Raw genomic sequence first — 17106 nt, 5'->3', positions numbered from 1 at the left:
TTGGAGGATTAGCTCAGCTGGGAGAGCATCTGCCTTACAAGCAGGAGGTCACAGGTTCGATCCCTGTATCCTCCATAACATATGGTCCGTTGGTCTAGTTGGTTCAGGACGCCTGCCTGTCACGCAGGAGATCACGAGTTCGAGTCTCGTACGGACCGTTTGTTGTGGGTAACCCTTGCAACATTAATTAAATAGTTTTATTATTATAAATGTCATAAAAGACAATGGCTCGGTAGCTCAGTTGGTAGAGCAACGGATTGAAGCTCCGTGTGTCGGCAGTTCGATTCTGTCCCGCGCCATTATATGGAAGGATAGCGAAGTCTGGCTAAACGCGGCGGACCGTAAATCCGCTCCTTCGGGTTCGGTGGTTCAAATCCACTTCCTTCCATTTTATTTATAGGGATATCGTACAACGGTAGTATACCGGTCTCCAAAACCGTTGATGTGGGTTCAATTCCTACTATCCCTGTTTATGATGTTATGGCGGTAGTGGTGAAGTGGTTAACACATCGGTTTGTGGTACCGACACGCGTGGGTTCGATTCCCACCTACCGCCCTTTTGATTGCTTGGTTCCAGTAGGGAAGGGCAGTTGTTAAGGTTAGTGCCTTTATGGCGGTATAGCCAAGTGGTAAGGCAGAGGTCTGCAAAACCTTCATCACCGGTTCAAATCCGGTTACCGCCTTTGTTTTACTGCTTTAGCAATCATTAGCATGCCGGAGTGGCGGAACTGGCAGACGCGCTGGACTCAAAATCCAGTGATCATTGCGATCGTGTGGGTTCGAACCCCACCTCCGGTATAACATAGTTATATAGCTTATCTTAGCAAATCAAGAACGTTGTCATAACAACGTTCTTTTTTTTATACTCTGATCTTACTGTGTATAGTTTATTTAATTTTTAAGTGGATCATACCCTTTAAATACGTGTTAGAAATAAAATGACCAAAATAAAAAGCCATCGTAAAATGACTTTTTATCTTATTATGTTTTATTGGTTAATTTGACCTAAGTTGTTTTTATTAATGGCATACTTAGCTTGTTCAGGGGTGTATCCCTCAGCTTCAGAGGTTAGCTGATCGTAAACTTGTTGAGCTGATAAATGTTGTTCTTTCGAATAGTTTTTTGCTGATTTAACCGCGTTTTCTTGATAATCTTTATCACTGAATTTATTAACGGCCGATTGAGCCGCTTCTGGTTTAAATTTATTTCCAGATTGTGATGTTAATTGAGTGTATAAACGCTTCTTAGACATTGGAACAGATTCCATATAGCTTTTAGCGGTATTGTATGCATTATTGCTCTCAGTGTTTGCGCTATCAGTTGTTGAAATTGCCGACGCCGTTTTAGACGAACTTTCTAGTTTTACTTTTTGGGATGTTTGACTGTCCGATGTTGCAGAACTACTTTTCTTTTTATCACTGTTACTTCCAACAACGAAGATTACTACAAGTATGATGATTGCAATTATGATCCAAACCCAGAATCGTTTATACCATTTCTTTTTTTGTTTTTCCTTTGCCATAACAAACTCCTTATATTAGCTTTTAACGTCAATCGGTTTTGGACGTATTTTATAATCATACTGATTATTTATTATTTAATAACACCCGAAACACTACCTATTTAGTATATCAAAGTAGCATAAATAAAAAAATCATCAACTTAATCTTTAGTTGCTGACACATAATTATTGATGATAAAGTAGTTTTGTCAAAATAGTTGACGTTCCTTATTCCATCGTACACGCGGCAAAGATTGAGGGAGAGGTCAGGTAATTAAGCTTTCTTCTTGCTAAGTAACACTGATCTGACATATACTAATAGCGCAGGGATGAGTCCGGGTACATTAAGGTTCTGTTGATCCTTCATTGTTGTTAATTTATTAACTGCCCGGACTTAGACCTGTTTTTTGATGGCTAAGCTAATTATGATAATTGATGCATTAAGATGAAATAGGGATCACCATTTGGTGATCCCTATTTTCGTTTATTTCGAAGTTTTATTTTTAATTTTCTCAATTTTAATTTTTGTTTCTTAAGCTTTAACTTTTGTTTTTTTAATCGTAACTTTTCACGCTTAAGTCTTGCTTCACGTCTCCCAAGCATATTGATCAACCCCTTAATTGAACTAGTACTTATGATACACTCTTCTTTTTTATAATCCAATCATCATTTTCATAGCTAAATTTAGCTTTTAAATCACTTTAAGAATTACTATAATTGGTTCAATGTGAATTTTGGTTATCATTTTAATTCAAGGGAGGAAAAAATGGAAAACGAAAATAAGTACGAAGTTCATCCCATTCCAAAGAACGAACGCAACATGAGCTATTGGGATATGTTTGCTAACTGGTTTGGAGCAAACGCTAATAATGGAACTTGGTTTATTGGGGGTATTATTGCCGCTTGTGGTTTATGGGGCGGTTTTAGTGCTTTGGTGATTGCCTCAATTATTTCATATCTGTTTCTAAGTTTAATTGGATATGAGGGGTATAAAACGGGTTTATCGACGACAACTTTGAGTCGGGCGACATTTGGAATCAGGGGAAGCATGATCCCATCGGTTGTCAATTTAGTGATGTTTATGGGTTGGACCGCGGTTAATACTTTTATTGCGGCAACTTCATTATCCTATATTTTTAATTCATTCTTTGGATGGCCAATCTTTGGGAAGCCTGGTGGAACGTTCGGTTTAGTTGTCGGAATTCTGGTTATGAGTATTTTACATATTCTTAGTGTTATATCAGGACAACGATCCATTAGAATTATTGAAAGAGTTGGAATTATTCTAGTTATTGTCTTTGTAATATGGGAAGTCTTGGTAGTGTTTAGAGATGTTTCGTTTACCCAACTTGCTCATTATATGGTTCCCAAAAAGGATCGAATGCCGTTTGGAGCAGCAATTGATAGTCTGGCTGCGTTTAACTTGGCATGGGTTACCAGTGGAGCTGATTTTACTAGATTTACTAATAAAAAGCGTGTTTCAACAAGTGCACCATTTTTTGGAGCTTTACTAGGGGCAGTCAGTTTTGCATCCATCGGATTATGTACTACCATCAGTATTGCCATTACGTCTGGAGTCTATGATCCCAATAATTCTGATCCAAGTACAGTGGCCAATAAATTGGGTCTAGGAATGATTGCAATGATTGTGATTGTCTTAACCAGTATGACTGCTAATGCTGTTAATTTACAGGCGGCTGGATCAGCATTAACGAATATGTATCATAAATTGACATTAAAACAGTCGTTGTTGATTGTCACCGTGGTGGCGATGATTTTAACCTTTACCCCACTTTTAAGTGGAAGCTTTCTTTCTGCTTTTACGGCCTTCCTTGATTATATTGGGATGTTTTTAGGTCCAATCATCTCCATCATGCTAGTAGATTATTTTCTTCTTAATGATCGTGACTACCGTTTGGAATCATTTGGAGATCCGAAAGGAGAGTTTTGGTATAGCCATGGGGTGAATTGGTTTGCGTTTGCACTTTGGATTTTAGGAATTTTGTTATACTTAATGTTGAAAAATGTTGCAATTGTTAAAAATACCATCGGAGCAACTTTTATTGTAATGGCAATTATTGCTGTTCTCTACTACGTTATCGGTCGGGCGTTAGAAAGACGGGACAAATAAAATGATTATTAAACAGGGATATATTGAGAATTCAACAAAAAAACAAGACATTTTAGTTAAAGATGGAAAGATTAAAGAGATTGGTGATCACATTGATGATCCTAAAGAAGAGGTGATTGATGCGAATGGTAAATTAATTATTCCACCATTTATTGATTCACATGTCCATTTAGATTCGACTCTGACAGCCGGTGAACCCGGGTTTAATGAAAGTGGAACTCTATTTGAGGGTATTTCAATTTGGTCTGAGCGAAAACAAAGCTTATCTGAAAAAGACGTTAAGGAGCGCGCCATTAAAACGCTCAAGAATCAGGCTGAACATGGAATTCAGTTCGTTAGAAGTCACGTTGATACTACTGATCCCAATCTTACCGCTCTTAAAGCACTTCTTGAGGTAAGGGAGCGGGTATCTAGTTTTATTGATCTCCAATTAGTTGCTTTTCCACAGGATGGGATTCTATCATTTCCACATGGCAAAGATTTACTAACAGAAGCTGTCAAAATGGGAGTTGACGCCGTGGGTGGAATTCCCCACTACGAATTTAATCAATATTATGGGCGTGATTCACTAACGTTTTTGATGAACTTAGCTGAAAAATATGACAAACTTGTTGACGTTCACTGCGATGAAATTGATGATCCCAATTCCAGAAATTTGGAAGTTCTAGCTACTTTGGCGTATGAATCAGGACTAAGTGATCGGGTTACTGCAAGTCATACAACGGCTCTTGGATCGTATAACGATGCATATGCCGATAAGTTGATGAGAATTCTTAAGATGTCAAAGATTAACATGGTAGCCAATCCACTAGTTAATATGCATTTGGGTGGTCGATTTGATACTTACCCTAAACGACGTGGTCTAACGAGAGTCAAGGAACTTTTAAAGCATGGAATCAACGTCTCGTTTGGAGAGGACGATGTAAAAGATCCGTGGTATCCAATGGGGAACGGTAACATGCTGGATGCGCTTTACGTTGGTATTTTAGCGAGTCAATTGATGGGGTATCATCAGATTATGGATTCATATAAATTTGTTACTACCAACGCTGCTAAAACTTTACATGTTAGTGATCATTATGGAATTGAGAAGGGGAAACCCGCTAGTTTCTTAATCTTTGATACAGATAATTTTTATAATGAAATTAACGAAAGAAGAACGCTTTTATACTCGATTAGAAACGGGAAAATTTTGGTTAAAAAACAACCAGAAGAAGTTCAAACTCATTTTGATTAGGTTTTAGTCAGTGTATTTCACTTTCATTTTCCTTGTGATATGATGAACGTAAAGATTACATTGAGGAGGCAATTATAATGGTAGAAGAAGCTAATACCGAGATCCCTAAAACTATGAATGCTTGGGAAATTGTTAAACCTGGACCGATTAACGGAAGGAAATCTCCCTTAAAATATGTTAGAAAAGACGTTCCAGCACCTGGTGATGGTGAAGTCTTGGTTAAGGTATTAACGTGTGGAGTTTGTCACACGGATTTACACGTTACCGAGGGTGATTTACCAGTCCATAAAAAAGATCTAACTCCTGGACATGAAATTATTGGTAAAGTAGTTAAAAATGGTCCCCATACTCGTCGATTTAAAATTGGTGATCGAATCGGAATCCCATGGTTACGGAAAACATGTGGTGTATGTAAGTATTGTCGTTCTGGTAGAGAAAATCTATGTCCATATTCTAAATATACGGGATGGGATCATGATGGTGGCTATGAGGAGTATACAACCGTTCCAGAGGGATTTGCTTATCGAATTCCAGAACGGTTTAATTCGCTTCAAGCAGCCCCACTGCTTTGTGCTGGAATCATTGGGTATCGGGCTTTTGAACGTGCTAACATTCCAGCTGGTGGTACCCTTGGAATTTATGGCTTTGGTGGGTCTGCTCACATCACCGCGCAATTGGCGATTGATCAGGGAATTGACGTTCACGTCTTTACACGAGGTGAAGATGCCAAAAAATTTGCCTTGTCACTTGGGGCAAAATCAGTCAATAACACATATGATATGTCGCCCGTTCCTCTAGATTCATCGATTATTTTTGCACCAGTCGGTGAGGCTGTTCCTAATGCGTTGAAAAGTTTAGCTCCCGGAGGTACTTTAGCATTAGCTGGAATTCATATGACTGATATCCCTCAGATGAGTTACGAAGAGCATATTTTTCACGAAAAGAACTTAACGAGTGTTGAAAGTAATACGAGAAGTGATGGCGAAGAGTTTTTGACTTTAGCTGATCGTTTACACATTGAACCTGACGTTACTGAATTTCCACTTTCAAAGGCGGATGATGCCTTGAAAAGGGTTGCTAAAGGTGATTTGAAAGGTGCTTGTGTTTTAAACGTAGGGTTAGAGAGTAATTAGCTTATAAGTAAAGTACAAGTGATGCCAAAACGATAAACCTTTTCGTTTGGAGATTTTATTGACAAACAATCATAAAAAATATATCATTTCAATTAAATAAATCTTTAAGCGTGTCCAGTGAGGCAGCAAGATTTCGAATTTTAAAGTGATACTGTAAAACTTTATTTAATCGAAGACTGTTGTCCCTTGGACAGCAGTTTTTTTTATTAGAGAAGGGGAGTCAGTATAAATGTCTCAGAAAAAGGACTATGTATTAGGAATTCATGACCGTCCATCACCACTAAAATGGGTCGGACTTTCCTTGCAACACATGTTTTCAATGTTTGGCAGCACAGTAATTGTTCCATTGTTAGTCGGTTTAAGCCCAAGTATTGCACTTTTTGCTTCAGGAATTGGGACGTTACTGCATATTTTAATTACTAAGGGGAAAATTCCCGCTTACATGGGATCTAGTTTTGCCTTTGTCACTCCAATGATGGCACTTATGAAAACGACTGGAATTTCAGGAGTTTCTCAAGGAGTGGTTGCGGTCGGCTTAGTTTATGTGGTTGTGGCTACGATCATTTCATTTATTGGATCCGATTGGATTGATAAGATCCTACCACCAGTGGTAGTAGGGCCGATCGTAATGGTGATTGGACTATCACTTGCAGGGAGTGCTGCCCAAAATGCAATGATGGATCATGGAAAGTATAGCTTGGTTTTCTTCGGAATTGCGATGACCACTTTGTTTTTAGCAATTTTCTTCAACGTTAAATTAAAGGGATTCTTGGGATTAATTCCGATTTTATTGGCAATTGTCTGTGGGTATTTAATTTCAATGGCGTGTGGATTAGTTGATATTCACGCAATTGCCACTGCTCCATGGGTTAAAATGCCTCCGTTTCATATCATTGGTACCGAGCGAGGCTTCAAGTTTGACTGGAATGCCATCTTGATTATGGCTCCAATCGCTTTTGTTACGATGACCGAACACATGGGTCATTTGATGGTACTCGGCGAAATGACTCACAAGAATTTCTTTAAGAATCCAGGTTTAAATCGAACGCTTGCTGGGGATGGAGCCGCTTCGCTTGCAGCCGGAATTCTTGGTGGACCACCGGTAACTAGTTATGGTGAGAATATTGGAGTCATGGCAATTACCAAAGTTTACAGTGTTTGGGTCATAATCGGAGCAGCGATTTTTGCCATGATCTTTGCGTTCGTGAATAAGTTAAATGTTTTAATCATGCAAATGCCGCTCCCAGTTATTGGTGGAATTAGTTTTCTCCTATTTGGGACAATTGCTGCTAATGGTGTCAAAGTGATGATTGACAATAAATTGGACATGGATAAGAAACGCAATTTAATGATTGCGTCGGTTATCTTGGTAATTGGAATTGGTAATGCATACATTCAAATTGGAAGTTTCCAGTTTACTGGAGTGGCTTTAGCAACTGTGATTGGAATCGTTTTGAACCTTCTCCTACCAAAAGACGAACATGATGATCCAGATCTTGAAGATCAATCTATTGACCCAGTAAAGAAATAGTAATATTATGATTTTATGTTAAAGAACACGAAGGGAGAAACTAATTATGTGTAAACCATGTTGTTGTAAAAAAGATTTGACAAAATCTGACAACACTTTTGGTATGCACTCAAAGGTTTCTCTATAAATGATATTAATTTATTATAATTATGAGAGGACTGGTGGATCCAGTCCTCTTTTTTGTGTTCTTTTGTGATTATTTAGGAGGTAGCATCATGAAAAAGTTACTTGTCTGTTTAAATTTTTAGAGTAAAATAAACATAGCGAGTTAGTTAATTTTGCACAATATATTTTAATGAATGGGGATTTTAATTATGAAGAAAAGATGGCCTTTACTTTTACTAACAGGAGTGGCCGCGTTGGCTCTTACCGTTACCGCATGTGGGAAACAATCTGAGACTAAAAAGCCTGGGACTTTGACGGTTGGTATGGAAGGAACTTATGCTCCGTATTCTTACAAGGATAAGAACGGTAAGTTAACCGGCTTTGAAGTTGATTTGGCTAATGATGTTGCTAAAAAGATGGGGATGAAGGTTCAATACAAGTTAACTGGATGGGATTCATTAATTCAGGGACTCAATTCTAATTCTTACGATGTTATTTTTAACAATATGGCAATTAATCCAGCTAGAAAAAAGCAGTATCGGTTTGCCACTCCATACATTTATTCAAAGGCAATCATGATTACTAAGAAAGATTCACCAATTAAAAATGCTCAAGACTTTAAGGGTAAAAAGGTCGCTGAAGGTACTGGGACTGATAACTGGAATAACGCCGAAAAGCTGCATGCTAAACCAGTTACTTCACCAGACTTTAATACTTCAATGCAAATGATTGATCAAGGTCGTGTTGTTGGTGCCTTAAATGCTCAACCAGCATGGCAAAGTTGGTATGCAAGTCATAAGAATACTGACCTTCAAGCTAAACTAGTTCCAACTAATGTTATTCCACAAAGTCAAATTGCTCCAATGATGAACAAGAAGTCTGCTAAGTTAAATAAACAGATGGACAAAGCAATTAATGAACTTCGAAAAGATGGTACCTTGAAACGATTATCAATGAAGTACTTCGGAGAGAATATTACCGATAAATAATATTAGTTAGGAGCTTAAAGAATTATGTGGGACATTATCATTTCATCATTACCGAGTCTCTTAGAGGCAATGATTAAATACACCATTCCACTAACAATTATTTCATTCTTTTTTGGTTTAATTCTTGCGATTGTTACCGCACTGATAAAGTTTTTAAAACCACATGGGAATGCATTTGTTAGAGTTATGTGGGGCATTTTTAGAGCCATTGCAGACGTATACGTGTGGGCTTTTCGTTCCACTCCATTGTTGGTTCAGTTGTTCATTATTTATTTTGGTTTACCGAATCTGCAAAATTTCATTCCCGGTTTTAATTTTGAAATTCCGGCCTTTACGGCAGCAATAATTGGGTTTTCGTTAAATACTGGTGCTTATGCCTCGGAAACCATTCGGTCAGCTCTGATGTCTGTTCCCCAAGATCAATGGGATGCTGCATATACTCTGGGTTTTAGCACCACTCAAACCCTGTGGTACATTGTTTTACCACAAGCAGCACGAATCGTACTTCCTCCACTATCTAATGAATTTATTGGATTAGTTAAGGATACCTCTCTTGCAAGTACGATTACCATCACAGAGATGTTTCAGGTTAGTCAACAAATTGCGGCGCACAACTATCAGCCACTACTTATGTACACAGAAGTAGCCGCTCTTTACGCTATTTTGTGCAGTATTTTAACGATCCTTCAACACTATCTCGAAAAGCGTTCTTCAAGATACTTAAAGGGGGATGAAGGCTAATGATTAAGATTGAAGACATTGTAAAAAAGTACGATGGGAAAACCGTTCTAGATAAAATTAGTACGGAATTTCCCGAGGGAAAAACAACCGTAATTGTTGGTCCTTCTGGTTCTGGAAAGTCAACCTTACTACGTTCACTGGATTTGTTGGTTCATCCCGATTCAGGTGTTATCAGTTTTCCTAATTTTTCCTTAAACTACGCGAATAAGATTACTAGTAAACAGAGTAAGAAATTACGAGCACAGACTAGCATGGTCTTTCAAAATTGGAATCTTTTTCCTAATTTACGGGTGATTGATAACATTACGGCTGCACCAATCCACGTTCATAAGATTGCGAAAAAAGATGCGGTAGCCCACGCAGAAAAACTATTGAAACGGGTTGGGCTTGAAAAATATGCTAATTTCTATCCCGATGAATTATCTGGTGGGATGCAGCAACGAATCTCGATCTGTCGGGCATTAGCGGTCAAACCTAAGTACATTTTATTAGATGAACCTACCAGTGCGCTTGATCCAGAGTTAGAGACGCAAGTTTTAGAAATGCTGGAAGAGCTAGCTGATCAGGGACAATCAATGATTATGATTACTCACAACATTGAGTTTGCTAAATTATCTGCTGATAAAATGTTATTCATCGAAAATGGGGAGAAGATTTTTGATGGATCAAAGGACGAATTTTTTAATAACCCATCTCCAAGAATCAAAGAATTTTTAGATGCAATTTCTTTACAGTAAATAAAAATGAGGACTTCATATTTTGAAGTCCTCATTTTTATATGAAAGCTGCTAATCCAATAATTATAAATGAAAGTAAACAATTTTCTGGGGTTTCTTTTTCGCTGAAAATTTGAATTCCGTATGAGATTAATACTAAAGCAATTAAAATCGCACATTTTAATAAGGAAAAATTTGCTAGCAGAAGCGCTGCAAAGATTAAAATGAAGATAAAGTTTAATTTAGTTTCAAGTCGGTGATTAAAGAACGGAACAAAGAACAAACAGTATAAGCAAAATAGAATTCCAACGTTTACGAGGACACTTGATTCTAGGTATTGGTTATCGAGATAACAAAAAGAAATGACCGGAGCAATTGAATTTAAAAAGGAAAAGCAAACCAGTCCATAGTAATTTTCGAGTTTAAATTTGGGCATCATTACAATGATGTTGGTGATTCCAAGGATGACAAACAGGATGATTAATAAGATGGGAAACAAGGAGACAATCGCTAATAACACTGGGATGACGTTGAGAAATAAATTGATCCTCGGATCATAACGAATGATGAAAAGTAGAAGGGAAGCCGACCAAAGAAACTCTGATAGGATTAGCACCACCAGTCTGGTATTCCATTGTACTGATAGTAAGTCTACTTGCGAAGCAAAGAGCCATATTAGTGTATTCAAGATGATGAATACCGTAAGAATTAGGGCATGTAAGGTCGTTTGATTTTTTTCAATAAAAGTTTTCATAATATTGTCCTTTTTGTATTAATAAATCCATGTTAATCAATTATGTAAATTTGTTCAATGGAGGTTTTGTGTGCTTTTTAATTACTTGCGAATATGTTATTATTATAAAGTTATGAGCAGATTCCCGATAGGATTCACGAAGAGTGAAGTTGCCTTGTAACCACAAACAATAGGGGGAATAAGAATGTCAGAAAAGCGTTTATTTACTTCTGAATCAGTTTCAGAAGGTCATCCGGATAAAGTTGCCGATCAAATTAGTGATGCAATCCTGGATGCAATTTTAAAAAAAGATCCAGATGCACGAGTTGCCTGTGAAACCTCAGTTACTACAGGGCTTGTATTGGTGTTTGGTGAAATCTCAACTAGTGCCTATGTTAACATTCAAAAAGTTGTTAGAGATACAATTCGTGAAATTGGTTATAATGATCCTAAATACGGATTTGATGCAGACAGTGTTGCTGTGTTAGTTTCACTTGATGAACAGTCACCAGATATTGCGCAGGGAGTTGATGAGTCGGTTGAGACTCGTGGTGGAGACGTCGATCCTCTTGATAAGATTGGTGCTGGGGACCAGGGAATTATGTTTGGTTATGCAGACAGTGAGACCCCTGAGTTAATGCCACTCCCAATCTCATTGAGTCATCATTTAATGCAGAAACTCTCTAAGCTTCGTAAAAATGATTCTATTCCTTATCTTAGACCGGATGCCAAAGCGGAAGTAACGGTTGAATACGATCAAAATGATGATCCTAAGCGTGTTGATACCGTGGTTTTAAGTACTCAGCATGATCCTGATGTTACTCAAGAACAGATTCGAAAAGATGTTATCGAGAAGGTTATCAAAACGACGATCCCGTCTAAGTATCTTGATGAGAACACTAAGTATTTAATCAATCCAACCGGAAAATTTGTGGTTGGTGGACCCGTTGGCGATGCCGGATTGACTGGAAGAAAAATCATTGTTGATACATATGGTGGGGCAGCTCATCATGGTGGCGGTGCTTTTTCTGGGAAAGATGCAACTAAGGTTGATCGTTCCGCAAGTTATGCAGCGCGGTATATCGCTAAAAACATTGTTGCGGCTGGACTTGCAAAAAAGATTGAAATTCAGTTGGCATATGCCATTGGGGTTGCTGAACCAGTTTCAATTTCAGTTAATACGTTTGGAACTTCAAAAGTTTCAGACGATCAGTTAGTCGCTGCCATTAGAAAAGTATTCGACTTGCGGCCAGCTGGAATTATTAAGATGCTTGATTTAAAGCGACCAATTTACAAACAAACGGCTGCTTATGGTCACTTTGGGAGAACGGATGTTGATCTTCCATGGGAGCATACCGATAAGGTAAAAGAGCTACAAAATTATTTTAAATAGGATTTAAATGACGACCTTCAATGGTCGTTTTTTATTGTATCAAATAGAAAGATGATGAAATATGAAGGGTAAAACAAACGTTAAAGTTGTGACAATTGCATTATTTGTTGCCACATTTATGAGCGCAGTTGAGGGAACCATTGTTTCGACGGCAATGCCCACGATTGTCGGTGATCTTCATGGGGTGTCGTTGATGAACTGGGTTTTCTCAATTTTTCTTTTGACAAATTCAATTGCCACCCCAATTTATGGGAAGTTAGCCGATCAATTAGGTCGTAAATCGGTTTTTATATTTGGTCTGGTGGTCTTTGTTATTGGCTCCATGTTGTCAGGAATGTCCAATAGTATGGGAACATTGATTTTATGGCGAGCAGTTCAAGGAGTCGGTGCAGGAGTAATTATGCCAGTATCCTTTACCATTATTGCTGACATGTATTCTTTTGAAAAACGAGCTCAAGTGGTTGGTTTAAATGGATCAGCGTGGGGAATCGCCTCGGTGGTTGCACCGTTACTAGGTGGATTTTTGGTTGACAATCTTTCTTGGCACTGGGTTTTCTTCATTAATGTTCCGATTGGGATACTGACGATTATTTTGATTGCATTATTTTTGCACGAACCAAAACGCAAGATTGAAAGTAAGATGGATTTACCTGGTGTCGTCTTGATTGCGGTTCTTTTGTTTTCGGTTATGTACATGTTTCAAGTCTTAAGTGAAGCTCCGATCAATTGGATAATGGTGACTGGATGTTTGGTGGTAGCAGTTATTAGTGGAATTTTATTTTATCGACAGGAGAAAAAAGCGACTGATCCACTAATTCCAATCCAGATGTTTAAAAGTCGAACATTTGTCACCCAGAATTTAATTGCAGCTCTGATTAGTGGTTTTATTTTTGGATATGAGGTTTATTTGCCGGATTGGACCCAGGGTATTTTAGGATTAAAGGCCACCATGGCTGGTTTTGCGATCACACCAAGTTCCGTTCTATGGCTGGTTGGTTCTTTTATTTCGGGAAAAATGATTCTGAAGTACCGGCCACAACAAATTATGAACTTTAGTTTGGCATTTGTTTTGCTAGGAGCAATTTGTATGGTCCTACTTCCGATTACTACGCCATTTTGGATTTTCTTTGTTCTTTCAGCCGTTTTAGGAACTGGCTTTGGAATTACCATTACTACTTCCACCGTTACGGTTCAAAACGAGGTTTCACCAGAACACGTTGGGGTGGCTTCTTCGTTTAATACCCTGAGTCGGACCCTTGGTCAAACAATTATGATTTCCATCTTTGGAATTGTGATGAACACTTCGATGGCAAAAGGGGTTAGTGAACATCCAGGGACTAACTTAAAAATGATGAATACACTGATTAATCCCCAGACGGCGGTTAATTTATCCAAGCAGGTTTTGCCCGTGCTGCATGAGATTCTTTACAGTGCCATTCATCATATCTTTATTTTGGCTTTATTATTAGTAATTTTATCGTATGTGGTGAACTGGTTCGACCATAAGAATATGCAAAAGAAAACGAACTAACATTACTTAGTTCGTTTTTGAATTGCTACTAGGATTGGCGGATCATTGATTTGATTGATAAATTGGTATTTTAAAACGTGGTAACTGTGTTGATCGAGGCTACTAGCAAATTTTAAAACCTGCTCCTTTTCTTCTTTGCCGCCAGCGTGACCATAGTACAGTACTAAAATGATGATTCCGTTAGGAGTTAAACATTTAAGAATATCACTGACGGCTTTAATGGTGGTTTTGGGTTTTGTTATGATTTTTTTGTCACCAGTGGGAAGGTATCCTAAGTTGAAAATTGCGGCCGCAATTGGACTGTTCTGAACGTATTTCTTAACGTTTTCATGTCCATCAAGAATAACTTGACATTGTTTTTGCTCACCGTATTTCGTTAAGCGTTGTTTGGTGGCTAAAACGGCATTCGGTTGAATATCAAAGCTAAAAACATGGCCGTTTTTACCAACAAGTTGAGCTAAATAAAGGGTATCGTGGCCTAGTCCGGCCGTTCCATCGATTACGGTTTCACCTGGTTTAACAATTTGTTTTAGTAGAGTGTGGCTAAAATTTAATGCTGATTGTAGTTTCATTTGAAACACCTCACTAATTATTATATCAGTTGTTTGTGATTAACTTGTTTTTTTGAATAAAATTTGGTAGAGTTTATTTAATCATATAATATATCATTTAGGTGAAGTATTAGATTGTTTTATTTTTCAGAAACCAAGTGGGTGATGCAAACTTGGAAATAGAATGATTGAACTTATCATCGAAGTTTTAACCGAATTAAAAGTTAAACGTTTTTCCGCGTTATGGAATCAAGGGTCTCTTATGAGAAATTTAGGTGGTACCGCGGAACCTCGTCCTATAGAATTGTTTTTCTATAGGCTTTTTTTATGGTGATTTTTAACGAACTAATAAGGAGTGAATTTGATGGCTTACGATCATTCAAAAATTGAAAAGAAATGGCAGAAGTATTGGGATGATCACCAAACTTTTAAAACCAGTGATAAACAAGAGAAAGATAAATATTACGTGCTAGACATGTTTCCTTATCCATCAGGTCAGGGGCTTCATGTCGGTCATCCAGAAGGCTACACTGCCACTGATATCATGGCGCGCTTTAAACGGATGCAGGGTAAGAATGTCCTTCATCCGATTGGATGGGATGCCTTTGGGCTACCGGCAGAACAATATGCGTTAAAGACCGGTCACAACCCACGTGATTTTACGAAGAAAAACATTGACAATTTTAGACGTCAGATTAAATCGCTTGGATTTTCCTATGATTGGGATCGTGAAGTCAATACTTCGGATCCTAATTACTATAAATGGACTCAATGGATTTTTGAACAGTTGTACAAAATGGGATTAGCCTATGAAGATGAGATTGAGGTTAATTGGGCCCCTGATTTCATGGGTGGAACCGTTGTTTCAAACGAAGAGGTTGTTAATGGAAAAACTGAACGTGGTGGTTATGACGTTTACAGAAAACCTATGAAACAGTGGGTTTTGAAAATCACCGCCTATGCTGACCGTTTGTTAGATGATCTTGACGATTTAGACTGGCCTGAAAGCATTAAACAAATGCAACGAAATTGGATTGGCCGTTCCGTTGGGGCTAGTATCTCATTTGATGTAAATGAAGAAGATGAAAAGATCGAAGTCTTTACTACTCGTCCTGATACTATTTATGGGGTGTCTTACCTGGTGCTTTCACCAGAAAGTCCGATTGTAGATAAAATTATGACACCAGAACAAAAGGCCGATGTAGAAAACTACCGGGCTAAAATTGCCTCTAAATCAGACCTTGAAAGAACTGATTTAAACAAAGATAAATCAGGAGTATTTACCGGAGCTTACGCAATTAATCCTGTGAATCAAAAGAGAATTCCAATTTGGATTGGTGATTATGTTCTGCCAAGTTATGGAACCGGAGCAGTCATGGCCGTTCCCGCTCATGATCAACGAGATTTTGATTTTGCTAAGAAGTTTGATCTGCCTATCATTCCAGTGATTGAGGGTGGTGATGTTGATGATGCACCTTACACGGGCGATGGGGTTCACATTAATTCCGGTTTTCTTGATGGATTGAATAAAAAACAAGCTATCGATAAAATTATCGAATGGTTAAAGGATCATCATGCTGGTAATAAAAAGGTTAATTATCGATTACGTGATTGGATTTTTAGTCGCCAACGTTACTGGGGTGAGCCCATTCCAGTAATTCACTGGGATGATGGCACAACTTCCTTAGTTCCAGAAGACCAGTTACCATTACGGCTTCCTAAAGCGGCTGACATTCAACCGTCTGGAACCGGTGAGAGTCCATTAGCTAATCTTACTGACTGGGTGAACGTGACAGATAAGAACGGTCGTCATGGTAAACGTGAGACTAATACGATGCCACAGTGGGCCGGCAGTTCATGGTACTACTTGAGATACGTTGATCCTCATAATGATAAAATGATTGCTGATCCGGAAAAATTGAAGTACTGGCTTCCAATTGATTTGTACGTCGGTGGTGCTGAACACGCTGTTCTTCATTTGTTGTATGCGCGATTTTGGCATAAGGTGCTCTATGATTTAGGAGTAGTGCCGACAAAAGAACCGTTCCAAAAATTAGTTAATCAAGGTATGATTCTTGGTACTAATCATGAAAAAATGTCAAAGTCCAAGGGAAATGTAGTTAATCCCGATGATATTGTTAAACAGTACGGTGCTGATACGCTGCGCTTGTACGAGATGTTTATGGGACCACTATCTGAATCTAAACCGTGGAATACAGATGGAATTGTTGGTGCTAATCGTTGGATTAAACGAGTTTGGCGCTTGTACATGAATTATGATGACACGGTAAGTGATGTGATCGTTGATGACAATGACGGAAAGCTTGATAAGGTTTATAACCAAACCGTTAAAAAGGTGACTGATGACTTTGAAAATATGCGTTTTAACGTTGCCATTTCTCAAATGATGGTATTTATTAATGAAGCCTATAAAGCTGAAAAGTTACCTAAGAAGTATGCGGAAGGCTTCATTAAACTTCTTTCACCAATTACGCCACATGTTGCCGAAGAATTATGGCAAAAGTTAGGTCATGATCATTCCATTGAACTTGCCAAATGGCCAGAAGCTGACGAAAGTAAATTAAAGGAAGACCAAGTTGAGCTGGTGGTTCAGGTTAATGGAAAAGTGAGAGGTCACATTAAAGTTGGCGTGGATGCTGGGAAGGACGAGTCTGAAAAAGTTGCTTTAAATGATGAAAATGTTAAATCATTCCTTGATGGAAAGACTGTTAGAAAGGTAATCGTCGTTCCAAAGAAAATTGTTAATATTGTTGCAAATTAAGCTTGAATAAATTTGAAATTATTTTTCGAAAT

Annotated in this window: 13 protein-coding genes, 8 tRNA genes, 1 riboswitch and 1 other annotated feature; of the genes, 18 read left to right on the top strand and 3 right to left on the bottom strand. The window is 38.1% G+C overall.

All coding sequences use genetic code 11. The features are described 5' to 3' along the window. Positions 1-2 precede the first annotated feature (2 nt). The 8 genes from AC6UD1_RS01910 (at position 3) to AC6UD1_RS01875 (ending at position 798) form a co-directional block, all read left to right on the top strand. Positions 3-75, top strand: a tRNA-Val gene (locus tag AC6UD1_RS01910). 8 nt (positions 76-83) lie between these two features. After that, positions 84-158: transfer RNA gene (locus AC6UD1_RS01905), tRNA-Asp, on the top strand. Between the two features lie 68 nt (positions 159-226). Then, positions 227-299, top strand: a tRNA-Phe gene (locus tag AC6UD1_RS01900). Between the two features lie 6 nt (positions 300-305). Further along, positions 306-388 (top strand) — tRNA-Tyr (locus AC6UD1_RS01895). A gap of 10 nt (positions 389-398) precedes the next feature. Continuing rightward, positions 399-469, top strand: a tRNA-Trp gene (locus AC6UD1_RS01890). A 14-nt stretch (positions 470-483) separates the two neighbouring features. Continuing rightward, positions 484-556, top strand: a tRNA-His gene (locus AC6UD1_RS01885). Positions 557-612: 56 nt separating this feature from the next. Beyond that, a tRNA-Cys gene (locus AC6UD1_RS01880) sits at positions 613-683 on the top strand. A gap of 30 nt (positions 684-713) precedes the next feature. Next, a tRNA-Leu gene (locus AC6UD1_RS01875) sits at positions 714-798 on the top strand. 190 nt (positions 799-988) lie between these two features. Here AC6UD1_RS01875 and AC6UD1_RS01870 read toward each other — a convergent pair. After that, the gene (locus AC6UD1_RS01870) at positions 989-1522 is read right to left on the bottom strand and encodes an Ltp family lipoprotein (RefSeq protein WP_500695751.1); all 534 of its coding nucleotides are present in this window, start codon (positions 1520-1522) and stop codon (positions 989-991) included. Positions 1523-2267: 745 nt separating this feature from the next. On the opposite strand from AC6UD1_RS01870, the gene AC6UD1_RS01865 reads away from it, so the two are divergent. The 7 genes from AC6UD1_RS01865 to AC6UD1_RS01835 all read left to right on the top strand — a co-directional run bounded on the left by AC6UD1_RS01865 (position 2268) and on the right by AC6UD1_RS01835 (position 10105). After that, entirely contained in the window at positions 2268-3632 is a 1365-nt protein-coding gene (locus tag AC6UD1_RS01865) for a purine-cytosine permease family protein (protein WP_500707161.1), read from the top strand. 1 nt (position 3633) lies between these two features. Further along, the gene (gene codA, locus AC6UD1_RS01860; RefSeq protein ID WP_500707160.1) at positions 3634-4869 is read left to right on the top strand and encodes a cytosine deaminase; all 1236 of its coding nucleotides are present in this window, start codon (positions 3634-3636) and stop codon (positions 4867-4869) included. Between the two features lie 77 nt (positions 4870-4946). Then, positions 4947-6002, top strand: coding sequence for a zinc-dependent alcohol dehydrogenase family protein (locus tag AC6UD1_RS01855; RefSeq protein ID WP_500699551.1), 1056 nt, complete (start codon positions 4947-4949; stop codon positions 6000-6002). 229 nt (positions 6003-6231) lie between these two features. Continuing rightward, positions 6232-7533, top strand: coding sequence for a uracil-xanthine permease family protein (locus AC6UD1_RS01850; RefSeq protein WP_500707159.1), 1302 nt, complete (start codon positions 6232-6234; stop codon positions 7531-7533). 314 nt (positions 7534-7847) lie between these two features. Next, positions 7848-8627 (top strand): transporter substrate-binding domain-containing protein, encoded by a 780-nt coding sequence (locus AC6UD1_RS01845; protein WP_500693618.1) that lies wholly within the window; start codon positions 7848-7850, stop codon positions 8625-8627. 24 nt (positions 8628-8651) lie between these two features. Continuing rightward, positions 8652-9368 carry an amino acid ABC transporter permease gene (locus tag AC6UD1_RS01840; protein WP_500693619.1) on the top strand — a complete coding sequence of 239 codons (717 nt, stop codon included), beginning with the start codon at positions 8652-8654 and terminating at the stop codon, positions 9366-9368. Beyond that, positions 9368-10105: an amino acid ABC transporter ATP-binding protein gene (locus tag AC6UD1_RS01835; protein ID WP_500701006.1), complete on the top strand. Its 738-nt coding sequence runs from the start codon at positions 9368-9370 to the stop codon at positions 10103-10105. The genes AC6UD1_RS01840 and AC6UD1_RS01835 overlap by 1 nt, the downstream gene beginning before the upstream one ends. Positions 10106-10142: 37 nt before the next feature. On the opposite strand, the gene AC6UD1_RS01830 is transcribed toward AC6UD1_RS01835, so the two are convergent. Further along, a complete protein-coding gene (locus AC6UD1_RS01830) occupies positions 10143-10838 on the bottom strand; it encodes a hypothetical protein (protein WP_500701007.1) in 696 nt (231 codons plus the stop codon). 105 nt (positions 10839-10943) lie between these two features. After that, a riboswitch (SMK box riboswitch) is annotated at positions 10944-11025 on the top strand. Between AC6UD1_RS01830 and metK the strand changes: the two genes are divergently transcribed. Both metK and AC6UD1_RS01820 read left to right on the top strand, forming a co-directional pair. After that, positions 11023-12210: a methionine adenosyltransferase gene (metK, locus tag AC6UD1_RS01825; RefSeq protein ID WP_500693622.1), complete on the top strand. Its 1188-nt coding sequence runs from the start codon at positions 11023-11025 to the stop codon at positions 12208-12210. Its footprint overlaps the riboswitch before it by 3 nt. Before the next feature lie 61 nt (positions 12211-12271). Next, the gene (locus tag AC6UD1_RS01820; protein WP_500707158.1) at positions 12272-13741 is read left to right on the top strand and encodes an MDR family MFS transporter; all 1470 of its coding nucleotides are present in this window, start codon (positions 12272-12274) and stop codon (positions 13739-13741) included. A 2-nt stretch (positions 13742-13743) separates the two neighbouring features. Here AC6UD1_RS01820 and mnmM read toward each other — a convergent pair whose 3' ends face one another. Further along, positions 13744-14313, bottom strand: coding sequence for a tRNA 5-(aminomethyl)-2-thiouridylate-methyltransferase MnmM (mnmM, locus tag AC6UD1_RS01815; protein WP_500699547.1), 570 nt, complete (start codon positions 14311-14313; stop codon positions 13744-13746). A gap of 87 nt (positions 14314-14400) precedes the next feature. Then, positions 14401-14594: a binding site (T-box leader), on the top strand. A gap of 62 nt (positions 14595-14656) precedes the next feature. Here mnmM and leuS point away from each other — a divergent pair. Next, positions 14657-17074, top strand: a complete 2418-nt coding sequence (leuS, locus tag AC6UD1_RS01810) for a leucine--tRNA ligase (RefSeq protein WP_500707157.1) — start codon at positions 14657-14659, stop codon at positions 17072-17074. The last annotated feature ends 32 nt before the right edge of the window (positions 17075-17106 follow it).

This window comes from Fructilactobacillus sp. X8R1C1 (assembly GCF_059900945.1).
Note: the sequence above shows the minus strand (reverse complement) of the source record. Positions and strands in the feature narration are given on the sequence as shown.